Source organism: uncultured Ruegeria sp. (genome assembly GCF_947500045.1).
GTDB lineage: Bacteria > Pseudomonadota > Alphaproteobacteria > Rhodobacterales > Rhodobacteraceae > Ruegeria.
This window is the reverse complement of record NZ_CANMQQ010000006.1, coordinates 110467-123210: the sequence shown is the minus strand read 5'-3', so window position 1 is coordinate 123210 and position 12744 is coordinate 110467. Positions and strand designations below refer to the sequence as shown.

General features: G+C 57.3%; 15 protein-coding genes, 1 other RNA gene and 1 riboswitch. Of the genes, 5 read left to right on the top strand and 11 right to left on the bottom strand.

Annotation, left to right across the window (positions count from 1 at the left end):
* Positions 1 to 39 precede the first annotated feature (39 nt).
* The gene (locus Q1B46_RS12030; RefSeq protein ID WP_299948241.1) at positions 40 to 1500 is read right to left on the bottom strand and encodes a PLP-dependent aminotransferase family protein; all 1461 of its coding nucleotides are present in this window, start codon (positions 1498 to 1500) and stop codon (positions 40 to 42) included.
* A 148-nt stretch (positions 1501 to 1648) separates the two neighbouring features.
* Here Q1B46_RS12030 and Q1B46_RS12025 point away from each other — a divergent pair, with 148 nt between their 5' ends.
* Together Q1B46_RS12025 and Q1B46_RS12020 are read left to right on the top strand one after the other, a co-directional pair.
* Positions 1649 to 1957, top strand: coding sequence for a winged helix-turn-helix domain-containing protein (locus tag Q1B46_RS12025; RefSeq protein WP_299948239.1), 309 nt, complete (start codon positions 1649 to 1651; stop codon positions 1955 to 1957).
* Positions 1950 to 2981 carry a permease gene (locus Q1B46_RS12020; protein ID WP_299948237.1) on the top strand — a complete coding sequence of 344 codons (1032 nt, stop codon included), beginning with the start codon at positions 1950 to 1952 and terminating at the stop codon, positions 2979 to 2981. Before Q1B46_RS12025 ends, Q1B46_RS12020 begins: the two co-directional genes overlap by 8 nt.
* Before the next feature lie 42 nt (positions 2982 to 3023).
* On the opposite strand, the gene Q1B46_RS12015 is transcribed toward Q1B46_RS12020, so the two are convergent.
* Together Q1B46_RS12015 and Q1B46_RS12010 are read right to left on the bottom strand one after the other, a co-directional pair.
* A complete protein-coding gene (locus tag Q1B46_RS12015) occupies positions 3024 to 3413 on the bottom strand; it encodes a hypothetical protein (RefSeq protein ID WP_299948236.1) in 390 nt (129 codons plus the stop codon).
* 54 nt (positions 3414 to 3467) lie between these two features.
* Positions 3468 to 4229 (bottom strand): DUF1013 domain-containing protein, encoded by a 762-nt coding sequence (locus Q1B46_RS12010; protein WP_299948234.1) that lies wholly within the window; start codon positions 4227 to 4229, stop codon positions 3468 to 3470.
* Positions 4230 to 4359: 130 nt separating this feature from the next.
* On the opposite strand from Q1B46_RS12010, the gene Q1B46_RS12005 reads away from it, so the two are divergent.
* Positions 4360 to 5001 carry a ribonuclease T2 gene (locus Q1B46_RS12005; RefSeq protein ID WP_299948232.1) on the top strand — a complete coding sequence of 214 codons (642 nt, stop codon included), beginning with the start codon at positions 4360 to 4362 and terminating at the stop codon, positions 4999 to 5001.
* On the opposite strand, the gene Q1B46_RS12000 is transcribed toward Q1B46_RS12005, so the two are convergent.
* The 5 genes from Q1B46_RS12000 to Q1B46_RS11980 all read right to left on the bottom strand — a co-directional run bounded on the left by Q1B46_RS12000 (position 4998) and on the right by Q1B46_RS11980 (position 9115).
* A complete protein-coding gene (locus Q1B46_RS12000; RefSeq protein WP_299948230.1) occupies positions 4998 to 5486 on the bottom strand; it encodes a hypothetical protein in 489 nt (162 codons plus the stop codon). The genes Q1B46_RS12005 and Q1B46_RS12000 overlap by 4 nt on opposite strands.
* A 114-nt stretch (positions 5487 to 5600) precedes the next feature.
* Positions 5601 to 6098, bottom strand: coding sequence for a hypothetical protein (locus Q1B46_RS11995; RefSeq protein WP_299948228.1), 498 nt, complete (start codon positions 6096 to 6098; stop codon positions 5601 to 5603).
* Positions 6099 to 6124: 26 nt separating this feature from the next.
* Complete coding sequence (gene recR, locus Q1B46_RS11990; RefSeq protein WP_299948226.1) at positions 6125 to 6718, bottom strand: recombination mediator RecR; 594 nt, start codon at positions 6716 to 6718, stop codon at positions 6125 to 6127.
* A gap of 64 nt (positions 6719 to 6782) precedes the next feature.
* A complete protein-coding gene (locus tag Q1B46_RS11985; RefSeq protein WP_299664234.1) occupies positions 6783 to 7127 on the bottom strand; it encodes a YbaB/EbfC family nucleoid-associated protein in 345 nt (114 codons plus the stop codon).
* Positions 7128 to 7273: 146 nt separating this feature from the next.
* Positions 7274 to 9115: a DNA polymerase III subunit gamma/tau gene (locus tag Q1B46_RS11980; protein WP_299948223.1), complete on the bottom strand. Its 1842-nt coding sequence runs from the start codon at positions 9113 to 9115 to the stop codon at positions 7274 to 7276.
* A gap of 86 nt (positions 9116 to 9201) precedes the next feature.
* Between Q1B46_RS11980 and Q1B46_RS11975 the strand changes: the two genes are divergently transcribed.
* On the top strand, positions 9202 to 9705 hold the full coding sequence (locus Q1B46_RS11975) for a protein-tyrosine phosphatase family protein (protein WP_299948221.1): 504 nt from the start codon (positions 9202 to 9204) through the stop codon (positions 9703 to 9705).
* A 3-nt stretch (positions 9706 to 9708) separates the two neighbouring features.
* Here the strand turns inward: Q1B46_RS11975 and Q1B46_RS11970 are convergent, their stop codons facing one another.
* The gene (locus tag Q1B46_RS11970) at positions 9709 to 10116 is read right to left on the bottom strand and encodes a hypothetical protein (protein ID WP_299948219.1); all 408 of its coding nucleotides are present in this window, start codon (positions 10114 to 10116) and stop codon (positions 9709 to 9711) included.
* Positions 10117 to 10203: 87 nt separating this feature from the next.
* Positions 10204 to 10425: riboswitch (cobalamin riboswitch) on the bottom strand.
* Between the two features lie 121 nt (positions 10426 to 10546).
* Here Q1B46_RS11970 and Q1B46_RS11965 point away from each other — a divergent pair.
* Positions 10547 to 11404, top strand: a complete 858-nt coding sequence (locus tag Q1B46_RS11965) for an alpha/beta fold hydrolase (RefSeq protein ID WP_299948217.1) — start codon at positions 10547 to 10549, stop codon at positions 11402 to 11404.
* A 35-nt stretch (positions 11405 to 11439) separates the two neighbouring features.
* Here the strand turns inward: Q1B46_RS11965 and rsgA are convergent, their stop codons facing one another.
* Complete coding sequence (gene rsgA / locus Q1B46_RS11960) at positions 11440 to 12468, bottom strand: ribosome small subunit-dependent GTPase A (protein WP_299948215.1); 1029 nt, start codon at positions 12466 to 12468, stop codon at positions 11440 to 11442.
* A 159-nt stretch (positions 12469 to 12627) separates the two neighbouring features.
* Positions 12628 to 12726, bottom strand: an RNA gene (ffs, locus tag Q1B46_RS11955) — signal recognition particle sRNA small type.
* Between the last annotated feature and the right edge of the window lie 18 nt (positions 12727 to 12744).

The following is a 12744-nucleotide window of genomic DNA, read 5'->3' as shown; positions in this document are numbered from 1 at the left end:
TTAGGGCCAGAACGGGTGGCGGCTTAAGTCCAGAACAGTTCAGGATCTACGGATGGCCTCGGCTATTTGCTGGATGCCAGGCGCGATACGCTCTGACGAGATCGAAGAGTATCCCAGTCGGTAGTAGTTTTTCGGTCTGTTCTCGCCCGAGAAGAAAGGCTCGCCAGGTTCGATATGGACACTTTGGCGCTGTAGGTCTCTGGCCAGTTTTGCGGTGTCGACACGTGGCGGTGCCTGCATCCAGATCGATGATCCGCCCAGCATGCCCCGCCCCGCCACGGTCAGGCCATATTGCCCGATGGCCTCTTCAATGGTTTCGCGGCGGCGTTGCAGCGTTTTGGCCATACGCCGGATCTGCGCATCATAGTGGCCCAGCGACAGAAAATAGGCTGCGGTTCGCTGTATGTGACCGGGCGGGTGTCGTAGGACCAATGATCGCAATGCCCGGGCTTCGCGGATAAAAGGTTCGGACCCGACCATATAGCCCAGCCGCAGACCCGGAAATAACGACTTGGAAAAACTGCCTACATAGATGACCCGCCCGTCCCGATCCATTGATCGAAGCGCGGGTGATGGGGCCCCGAGGAATGACATTTCGAACTCATAGTCATCCTCGACGATCATGGCGTCCAATTCACGAGCACGACTCAGCAGCGCATGTCGGCGATCGACCGGCATGGTCGCAGTAGTCGGGCACTGATGGCTGGGGGTGGTAAAAATGACGTCGGTATCGTCAGGGATCGTTTCCGGAAGTAACCCGTCACGGTCGACCTGCAGGTAGGAAAGCTTGCACTCCGAATGATTCAGAAGATCGCGTAGGGCGTAGTAGCAAGGATTTTCGATGGCTGCCCTTCGGTTTTTGTTCAACAAGATGCGCGAGGCCAGCCAAAGAGCGTTCTGAGCGCCCAATGTGATCAGGATTTCCTCGGGCCTTGCTACGATCCCGCGACGGGGCAGTGTGTGGCGAGCGATGAACTCGATCAGCAAAGGGTCGTCCTGATCGACATGATCTCCGGTCAGAGAGTCGAAATCCTTGTGCCCAAGGGCCCGAACCGCGCAAAGACGCCAGTTTGCATGATCGAACAGTTTCCTGTCGACCTGACCATAGATGAATGGATAGCGATATTCGCGCCAGTTTTTGGGCTTTGCCAACACATCACCATCCGAGTATCTGCGCGCAAAGGTTCGATCCCAGTCGACGACCTCGGTATCACGCCGCACTGGCGTATAGGTCGGCGGCACGGGCGCATTTTCCGAAACATAATATCCCGACCGGCCCTTGGCAGTAAGGTAGTCATTTGCCAGCAATTCGGTATAGGCGAGGGTGACCGTTATCCGGCTGACACCCAGATGAGCAGCAAGTTTACGGGACGAGGGCAGCTTTTCACCAACATGAAACCGCCCTGACAGAATACCCTCGGCGATCAACTGCTGCAGCTGCGCTTGCAACGTGCCTTGCCCATTGCGTTCCAGAAAAAACGTGTCGACCGAGATACCCATTGCATCCTTATAGGTTGGACCTAAGGTCGTGGCAATCTGGACTTATCGCGCGACCGAACCTAATAGAGAATGCACCGGCAATCCTGCTGTTGACGTATAAAGGGAATCGATCTAAATAACTATAAATCTAGTTTAATGGAGATGGCAGATGTGGGAAGAAGCCGCTGCTGGCTTTTCGGCGATGGGGTCCGAAGCTCGGCTGAAGGTTCTGAAGACTTTGGTCCGCGCCGGGCAAACGGGGCTGACTGTCGGAGAAATCCAGTCTCGGACGGGCATTGCGCCCTCGACCCTGGCGCACCACCTTCGGTTTTTGGCCGCGGGTGGTGTTGTAGAGCAAGAGAAAGTCGGACGCAGTACGATCAATCGGGCGTGTTTTGATGAACTGAGAAATCTGGCGCAGTTCATCCTCAGTGAATGCTGCGTGGATGAGGTGGGAAAGGTCGCGAACGATGGCTGAACTGACACAGAACCCCAGGCCTTTGGCTAGGAATCTGATCGACATAGTCAAAACGCCGTGGGCTTTGATCGTGGTCATATTGGCGCTTGTGGCAATCTTTGACCCAGGTAACTGGACCGAAGTCGTGGCGTTTGCCGGAAAAGCGCTTGCGCATACCGGTCAATACATCCTGTTTGCCGTTCTGTTGCTGTCCTACCTCAAGGCAACCGGGGCCGAAGTTATGGTCGCCCGCGCGTTTGAAGGGCGCGAGACGCGGATGATCTTTCTGGCCGCGCTGTTCGGGGGACTGGCTCCGTTCTGTTCGTGTGAGGTGATTCCCTTTATCGCCGGGCTTCTGGCGCTGGGCGCGCCCTTGTCGGCGGTGATGGCCTTCTGGCTGAGTTCGCCTTTGATCGATCCACCAACACTGTTGATCACCGCAGGTGCGCTGGGCTGGCCTTTTGCCATTGGCAAGGCTGTTGCAGCGATTGCGCTAGGTCTTTTCGGGGGTTTTGCGGTTCGCACCCTGATGCGCAGCGGTGCCTTTGCCGAGCCTCTGCGGGAATACAAACCTGCGGGCTGCTGCGGCAGCGTGCCGAAGACAGACGACAAACCAGTTTGGAAGTTCTGGCAAGAACCTGAACGTCGGTCCAAGTTCCGCTCTGAGTTTGTTCAGAACGGCCTGTTCCTGCTGAAATGGCTGGCGCTGGCTTACGTGCTTGAGGCGCTGTTGGTTAGCTATGTCCCTGCAGACCTGATCGCTCGTGTCGTCGGGGGCGAGGGTGTGGCGCCCATCGTCATCGCCGCATTGGTCGGGATGCCCGCCTACTTGAACTCCTACGTCGCACCGCCGCTATTGGCCGGTCTGATGGAGCAGGGGATGACAGCGGGCGCTGCCATGGCGTTCATGGTTGCCGGGGCCGTCAGTTCAATTCCGGCGATGGCGGCGGTCTGGTCACTGGTCAAGCCGCGCGTCTTTGCCACCTATCTGGGGTTAGGCATCAGCGGGGCCATCGTTGCGGGTGTAGTGTTCCAGATGATTTGAACGAAAAAGCCGCCCGGCGATGTGACCGGGCGGTTTTACTTTTCAGCTAGCGGCGCAGTATCGCGGCAGCTTGAACCTATATCGGGGTTCACCGCTTTCAACGTAGACACGTTTCTCGATGCACGCGCTGGTCCCGACAGATTGCGCAACTGGCCGTTCCGTCGAGGTGATGGAAGTTGCCGAACCGTCCGGCAAGCGTACCGATGCAATCACGCCGTTCTTGATATCGCCATTGATTGGCGACGCAGAAAGAACCGTAACAGTCAGGAACGAGTGGTGTTCATGCGCGCCATCATCGTTCAGCAACAACAATCCTGCAACAATGGCAGTCATGGCGATGGCCCCGGTAATGGCCAGCCACCAGGTTTTCAGGAACACATAGACCGAAACGGCGCGATGCGGTCCGAGTATTGAGGACAAAATGCTCAGCATTGGGTTTCCCGAACAAATTGAGCCCTGACTAATTCAAGTCAGGGCTGACGCATCTCAGGGGCGCGGATCTTCGTCATCTTCTTCACTGCCACCATCTTTAGGCAGGTTGAAGAAGCTATCAGCGTCGACGATCACGTCATCGTCTTCTTTCTCTTCCGGTTCATTTGACAGCGAGAAGGTTTCCAGCCCCTCAATCGCAGTCGGTATCTTCGGCGCCGAGTCCATTTCCAGCGACTGCTCGGTCGATACTAGCTTGCGACGCTCGTCATCGCTCATCACACCGCCCTCAGCTGCTTTCTTAGCGGCAGCCTTTTGAACAATCGCATCAAGCTCGGACTGTTTGCACAGGCCCAGAGCAACCGGATCGATGGGTTGCATGTTCGAGATGTTCCAGTGCGTGCGCTCGCGGATCGACTGGATGGTCGGTTTGGTGGTGCCGACCAGCTTGGCGATCTGACCGTCGCTGAGTTCGGGGTGGAACTTGACCAGCCACAGGATCGAGTTCGGACGGTCCTGACGCTTGGACAGCGGGGTATAGCGTGGGCCGCGACGTTTTTCTTCGCCCGATGCAGCCGGGTTGAACTTGAGCTTCAGCTTGTAAAGCGGGTTGTTCTGCGCTGTATCGATCTCGTCCTGGGTCAGCTGGTTGTTGGCAATCGGGTCAAAGCCCTTCACACCAGCGGCCACATCGCCATCCGCGATGCCTTGAACTTCAAGCTCGTGCATGCCTACAAAATCCGCGATCTGCTTGAAGCTGATCGTGGTGTTGTCCACCAGCCATACGGCGGTTGCCTTGGCCATAAGCGGTTTTGCCATCAGCCCGTCTCCTATAAATACATCTATCCCGTCGCCGGAATTCGGCGGCCCCGTGGCTTCGGGGCAGGTTTCCGTTGTCGGGGAACTTGAGGCTTATATAGTCGCGTCAGATAAAGAAGGGAAGAGGCGAATGCGCCAGGGTATTTGGGGGCTGTTTTTGTGGGTGCTGAGCGCCGTGGCCGCACTGGCCGAAGGTGAAAAGGCAGGAGAGTTCGACTATTACGTCCTGTCGCTTAGCTGGTCGCCCAATTGGTGCGCCCGCGAAGGGGATGCGCGCGGATCGGACCAATGCGACGCGCGGCATGATCACGGGTGGATCCTGCACGGTCTTTGGCCGCAGTTCCATCAGGGCTGGCCTTCGTTTTGCCGCACGCCCGAGGCCGCGCCTACCCGCCGCATGACACGGGAAATGGAAGATATTCAGGGGTCTTCTGGGCTGGCCTGGCATCAGTGGAAAAAGCATGGAACCTGCTCGGGTCTCAACGCGCCTGACTATTTCGCCCTGTCGCGGCAGGCCTATTCAGGCGTCACACGCCCCGAGGTTTTCCGCAAACTGGATGCTTCGGTCAAGCTGCCGGCGTCGGTGGTAGAGAAGGCCTTTTTGAAGGCCAACCCCACGCTTGAGGCGGACATGATCACCATCACTTGCAAGCAGGGCTACATAGAAGAGGTCCGCCTGTGTCTGTCCCGCGATCTTGAACCTGTTCCCTGTGGTCGCGATGTCATCCGCGACTGCACCGCCAACGACGCGTTGTTCGATCCGATTCGTTAAAGCTTTTTGTTCTGACAGTCGCGGGCATATTCCAGCGCCTTGGCGGTACCTTTCAGGTCAATCGCCATGACAGCCTGACCTTCCGGGTTGTAAACGGTCATAGTCTTGTTCTGGGCAATCGAGGTGACGAAATTCCGGTCGGTGAAGAACACCGTCGCGCCCGGCACACGATCCTGCTTGAACCCGGTGGCGGTGGCATCAAAGCTTTTGCCGTCCAGATCAAATCGGATCGGATAGCTTTGCCCCGGTTTGATGTCGCCCCAGGCTTTGTTGTAAACGGTGAAATACCCACGATTGTCCAGCGCGTCATAGCCTAACCGCACAACGGAAAGGTCCTGATAGATGGTCTGTATCAGGCAACCATTGCCGAGGTTCGGGTCCATCATGATGTTCCAGCCTTCGACAAAGCCTTTGTCGATCAGTTCTTGGGATAGAGCGGCGGTTGCGGTTAAAGCGGCGAAGGTGAGGGCGAGAAGGCGGCTCATAGCATGGTATCCCAACATTATGTGGCGATTTTGATGCCTACTAACGTAGTAGGGACAATCAATATAATAGACGTGTTATGACACCTCATCGCTGAAAATAAGGTCGCTTTCAAACTACTGGCAGTAGTCTGAATTTAAAACGTCAAAATTGTTGCGAAGTACTTCGGCGATATCTTCGGCGTAACACGCCAACGACTTGTAATTTGTGCTCGCAAGAGCGTAGGCAATAATCCGGAATTCGGTGCCACTGGACCTCTTGGCCGATGTTTCGATTCTTACAGTATCTGGGCGGTTCTTTCCGAGATTCGCAAATAATGGGTCTAGGGGACCACCATTTGGAAGAATTTCAACGTCCGCCCAGTTGTCTAACAGAATGACAAGTATGTCAGTATCATCGATTCCAATTGGACGAGCAAAGGGGTCGACGACCGAGTTTTCTGCGGCAATTCTATTGTAGAACGCATCAAGTGTCTGATCGTCCATGTTTGAGATCACAGCTAGTCTGAGGTTTTCTGGATTCGCCACGCTTGCGAGACAGCACAACACCACAGCACCTAATGCCAAAATCTGCAAACGCACTGCTGGTTTGAGTTTCTGCATCTTAGTTGTCACAAATTCCATCCTTGAAGCAAAAAAGACTACAATTCCTTCCGCGCCCTAAGCGCAGCCGTAATCGTCCCATCATCCAGATAGTCCAGCTCACCCCCGATCGGCACACCCTGCGCCAGTGAGGTCAGGCGGACCTGCCCCTCCAACTGATCGGCAATGTATTGGGCGGTGGTCTGGCCATCGACGGTGGCGTTCAGGGCGAGGATGATCTCGGTGATCTCTTCGGCCACCACGCGATCTTTCAGTCGGGGAATGCGAAGGTCGTCCGGGCCGATCCCGTCCAGCGCGGACAGCGTGCCGCCTAGAACGTGATAGCGGCCTTTGAAAACGCCTGCGCGCTCCATCGCCCAAAGGTCGGCGACGTCCTCGACCACACAGAGTTCGCCGATCGCGCGGGCTTCATCGTCGCAGATGTCACAGATGTCGGTGGTACCCACATTGCCGCAATTCAGGCATTCGCGGGCAGTAATGGCGACCTGTTGCATCGTGTCTGACAAAGGCGTCAGTAGCAGGGTGCGTTTGCGGATCAGGTGCAGTACCGCGCGGCGGGCCGAGCGGGGGCCCAGCCCCGGCAACTTTGCCATCAGGTCGATCAGGTTGTCGATATCGCTATTCGAACTCACCGCGAAGGCTCCTGCAAATGGGCCGGATGAAGACACCCGGCCATTGATCCGTCAGGAGGGTGTATCAGAACGGCAGCTTGATGTCTTTTGGCAAACCCATGCCTTCGGTCAGTTTGCCCATCTCTTCTTCTGCGCGTTCGGCGGCTTTGGATTGGGCATCTTTGATGGCCGCCAGGATCAGGTCCTCGACCACTTCTTTGTCGTCGCCATTGAAGATCGAAGGATCGATATCCAGCCCTTTCAAGTCACCTTTTGCAGACGCCGTGGCCTTGACCAGCCCGGCACCGGATTCGCCGACAACCATGATGGTGTTCAGTTCTTCCTGCATGTCGGTCATTTTGGTCTGCAAATCCTGGGCGGATTTCATCATCTTGGCCATGTCACCCAGGCCGCCGAGTCCTTTAAGCATCGGTAATCTCCTGTTACTCGATTTGTTTCCTAAATACGAAGGGCAAACGCGCGGCACAAGAGGTCAGGTTGCCCCCGTCCGTTGTCAAGGTCTTCCCGCCTATTAGGCTCGACAGCACTTGATGGATCGACCCCAAGTCGCGCGGGTTAGTCTTCCTCAAACGGATCCCACTCGTCATCGACCTCGGGCAGGGCTTCGGTTTCGATCTGGGCTGCACGTTGTTCGGCTGTTTCGATGCTTTTGATCCGAGCGTTCGGGAATTGGCTCAGAACTGCTTGGACCAGTGGATGCGCCTCAGCCTCGGCCCTTAATGCCAAATCGGCAGCATCACGCAGTTCGGCAATTGTTGGGGCGTCGCCCTCTGAGACAATCGAAACCGCCCACCGGTTCCCCGTCCAGCGCTGCAGCGACGCCCCGAGTCTTTGGGACAGGTCGGTTGGGGCGTTGTCGGTGGGCGCAAACTCGATCCTGCCTGGTTGGTAGGACACAAGGCGCACGCCGTTTTCCACCTCGACCAACAATTTCACATCCCGGTTCACCCTGATCAGTTCCACCACATGTTCAAATGTTGGATAGCGCGCCAGCGCGGCCTGCACATCCTGGGCCAACGCGGCTGTTGGTCCGCCCGCACTTCCACCAATGGTAGAAGAGGCATAGGCCGGTCGGGCCGAAGCCTGCGGTGCAGGGCTTGATTGCGGCGAAACGCTGATCCGGCTACTCGGGCCGCCACCGTGTGGCGGAGGGGTGTCCTGCAGGCGCTTGATCAGCTCTTCCGGGCTCGGCAGGTCGGCCACATGGGTCAGGCGGATCACGGCCATTTCCGCAGCCATCATGGAATTTGGCGCGGCCGAGACCTCTTCGAGCGCTTTCAGCAGCATTTGCCACATGCGTGTCAGAACACGCATAGGCAACGCGTCGGCCATTTGTTGACCCCGGGCGCGTTCGTCGGGTGAAACGGTGGGATCTTCCGCAGCATCGGGGGTGATTTTAACCACCGAAACCCAATGGGTGATCTCAGCCAGATCGCGGAGGACTGCCAAAGGATCAGCGCCTTCTGCATATTGCCCGCTAAGCTCGGTCAAGGCACCGGCGGCATCACCGCGCAGGATCATCTCCATCAGATCCAACACCCGGCCCCGATCGGCCAATCCAAGCATCGCGCGCACCTGATCCGCGCTGGTTTCGCCCGCACCGTGCGAGATGGCTTGATCGAGCAGCGACGTCGCATCGCGCGCCGACCCCTCAGCGGCCCGAGTGATCAATGCGAGTGCATCATCGCCGATTTGTGCATTCTCAGCTTCGGCGATCTTGCGCAGCAGGCCGATCATGTCCTCAGGCTCGATCCGCCGCAAGTCGAAACGCTGGCAGCGGGACAGGACCGTCACCGGAACCTTGCGAATCTCGGTGGTCGCGAAGATGAACTTCACATGTTCGGGCGGTTCCTCAAGCGTCTTCAGCAGCGCATTGAAAGCGCTGGTCGACAACATATGGACCTCGTCGATGATATAGATCTTGTAGCGCGCACTGGCTGCGCGATAGCGGACGCTGTCGATGATCTCGCGGATGTCATTAACACCTGTCCGGCTCGCGGCGTCCATCTCCATCACATCGACATGACGACCTTCCATGATGGCCACGCAATGCTCGCACTGGCCGCAGGGCTCAGTGGTTGGTTTACCTTCGCCGTCTGGCCCGATGCAGTTCATCCCCTTGGCGATGATCCGGGCGGTGGTGGTTTTCCCGGTGCCACGGATACCGGTCATGATGAAAGCCTGCGCGATCCGATCCGCCGCGAACGCGTTTTTTAGGGTGCGCACCATCGCATCCTGACCCACAAGGTCAGCAAAGGTTTCGGGGCGGTATTTGCGGGCAAGAACCTGATAGGCGGGGCTGGGCGTGTCGGTCATGTCTGCTCTGTTGGATTCGAGTTGCCCGCAGCGTAGAGACCCCCGCCGCCCGCGTCCACAGCAAGGCGCGACGATTTTCATTTTGGAATGTTGGCCGACGCGGTTAGTATCGTACAGTCTAAGACCAGTATTAGATTTTCTGATTAGCGTTTCGGGGGGAGCGTAGAATGTCTGAGATTATTATCCATGCGCTACAGGTTGGTGGAGGAACGCTTGCGTTGACCTCAATGCCCGGACGGGGAGGAGATTATCTTGGTGATTTGGATGCTGTGGCCGATTGGAAACCCGGCCTAATTCTGTCAATGGCCACCGAGGTTGAGATGATCCTTGATGGCGCGCGGGATTTCGGGGCGGATGTGCGTAGCCGCGCTTGCCGCTGGGTTCACTTACCTGTGGAAGACTACGGCATTCCTGCGCGTGAGGTTAATGCGCTGTGGGACGAGGTCAGCGAGTCTGCCCGTCAGGCCCTGTCGGGCGGAGGGCGCGTGTTAATCCATTGCAAAGGCGGGTGCGGTCGGTCTGGTATGGCCGTATTGCGCCTGATGGTCGAGTGCGGAGAACACCCTGACACAGCCTTGGAAAGGCTGCGAGGGTTGCGCCCTTGTGCCGTTGAAACCGACGCGCAGATGCGTTGGGCTACTGCGCCTGCCAGTGTTTTAGCAGCCGACTAACGATCAGACCGACGGGCGGAACTCGGTCTGGGGCCGAGTACGCTTGCTCAGCGCCAACGCCTCAAGCATCGCGCATGGCGGGCGAGATAATGTGCCTGCAGGGATTGCGCAGGCGTCGGTGCCAAACAAAAGATCCGCATAGCCATCCAAATGTTCGATTTTGGCGTCCGAATCCACATCGCAATATACTCTGATTTCATCAGGTCGGGCGCGAAAACGAGCAGTGCAGCCATTGGGGCAATGGGTCAGATCGCAGCTTCCTTCAATCTCGAATCTTTCGGTGGTTTTGGGGTCAGCTTTTGCCATCGAACTGGCCAGTGCCCGTGCCATTCGGGCCAAGGCAGGGCAGTTTTTTCCGGTCCGTTGGCAAATTGTTGCCGAGAATTTGTGCGTATTGGTCTTCCAGATCATCTATGCGCCCTCCGCGCGCGGAATGGGGCATCAGTCAGGAGGGACGGCAAGTCTGCGGTCTAACCCTGCCCGGACACCCCGCCCAGGTTTCAGTTTCATCCTGATGGCAGGTCTCCTGACTTGCGGGTCATCGCTTTGCCGACCTTCCCAGCCATCAAGGCCAGTGGCATTTCGACATCGCTCTCCGCTTACAGTTGCGGGGGCAGTCTCGGACTGGGTTCTTTCCGGTATTACCCGGGCAGAACCGCACCGTGTTCCCTTTTCATCCCGGCCCGTTTGGGCACGAGAACCATCAGGTCATCGCTAGCGGTTCAGTCGCGCCTGAGTCAAGAAGATTGAATTTGGTAAGTGACGTGCGGTCCAGCCACGTCAACCTTGACTCGGGAAGGCGTGAGTGAACTGATTAGTTCAGGTGATTTCAGAGGGCACCATGTTGGACACACGCCAAGCAGTAATGACAGAGGATTTTCAATTTCCTTCCGGACCGGCAGTGCTGTCGGCGCGGCTTTACCGTCCGGCATTTGATCCGGACAAGGTTGCTGTGATCAACAGCGCGACCGGAGTGCCCAGGGATTATTACCAGCATTTCGCAAGGTGGCTTGCTGAAACGCAGGGGATGGCCTGCCTGACCTACGATTACAGAGATTTCGGCCATTCTCTGACGGGATCGCAGAAGCGGTCGAATGTCACCATGGCCGATTGGGCGTTGATCGATATCCCCGCCGCGCGGACCGAGATGCGGCAGAGGTTTCCGCAGGCAAAGCTTTGGAGCATTGGTCATTCGTTGGGCGGCATGTTTGGTCCGGTGCAATCGGACATTGATCAGATTGATCGGATGATCTGTGTCTGCTCGGGTTTGGTGACGCTGGCGGATCATCCTTGGCCATACCGGGCTCTGGCGGCGTTGTTCTGGTATGGGCATGCTCCGCTGGCTGTACACGCGCTTGGATATCTGCCGGGAAAGGCCTTAGGCTTTGGTACGAACCTGCCTGCCCAGGTTTATTGGCAATGGCGCAAGTGGTGCACTGCGCCGCAAAGCTATGTGCCCGATATCGGAGATACCCTGCCTGCTAACCATTGGGCCGAAACGGGCAAGCAGGTTGATCTGTTCGCCTTTGAGGATGATCAGGTTGTGCCCGCAAATGCGGTTTGGCGGCTTGCTGATCTCTATGGCCCGCGTGCGCGGCGTCATTTGCTATCAGCAAATGAATTTGGGTTATCCCAAATTGGCCATATCGGTGCGTTCGCCCGGCGAAACGCCGCTGTCTGGCCCCGGCTGATCGCCTGAGCGTATTGGGCACCGATGACCGGTGCCCAACTTGGTCACAGTCCCTTGCGGGACTTTTTCTCATGCATAACGCTGCGCACCATTTTACCGAATGCCTTGTCGCGTGCGCGGGCCTCGGCGACCGAAGCCGAATTGTGTTGATCTTCGCGTCGCAGCTTGCGCCAGCGGTCCAGTCGCGCCGGATCAAGTGCACCGGTGTCGATGGCGGCTTGTACTGCGCAGCCGGGTTCAGAATCGTGCTGACAATCCGAGAAGCGGCAGTTCAGGCTGAGTTCTGAGATGTCCGAGAACACCTCGTCCACGCCCTCTTGCGCGTCCAGCAGGCGCAACGCCCGCATTCCGGGCGTATCGATCAGCCAGCCGCCGTTGCTCATTCGATGCAAAGCGCGCGCTGTTGTCGTGTGCCTGCCACGAGCGTCATCTTCGCGAATGTCGGCGGTCGCCTGATCCTGCCCCGTCATCCCATTGGCAAGAGTTGTTTTCCCTACGCCAGACGATCCGACCAATGCGCTGGTTTGTCCCTTCGGGCACCATGACAGGACCTGTTCTATATCGGTGTGATCCAATGCGTTGACCGCCAGAACGGTCAGAAACGGGGCGAGTGACTGTGCCTTTCCGATATACGTGCTCGTGTCATCACATATGTCCGACTTCGTGAGGACGATCACTGGATAGCAGCCCGCTTGGTGGGCCAAAGCAAGATAACGCTCTAACCGAGGCAGGTTGAAATCAGCGTTGCAGGAACTGACGATGAACAGAACATCAACATTTGCCGCGATCAACTGCGCTGCTGCACCAGTGCCAGCAGCCCGGCGTTGCAGCAGACTGCGCCGGTCCAGTACACGACGTATACGTCTGTTTTCATCGACCAAGACCCAATCCCCGACAGCAAATGTGCCGGTCGATTGATCCGGGGTGAGTAACGCAGACTCGCCATCTGGACTAAGTCCGATCAACCTATCCCGGTGAACTGCCGCGACGCGAAAAGGTAAGAGTGACGGATCAGCCACATGCTGAGCCGCAAAGTGAGAGGACCATCCGAGGTCCGATAGTGAAAGAAACATTGGTCTGCCTGTGATCAGAAACAGCGATCCTGACAGATGGCAAACGCGCATCGGCAGGAAATGTGTTCAGGCAGTCAGTCGATCTGTAGGGATCAGAACCGGTCTGCCCGAGGGGTCATTGCTACAATCATAAACGCCCTCCTGTGGCTTGCGGCTTCAAAGTGAGAGGTTGGACATCGACCCAAGCGGGGCTCGTTGTGGCTGCTTCCTTCCGGATCTGACCAGGTTGGCGAGGCGCTCGCCCGCGCCAACCTCTCACCGCTGATATAGGCGCGA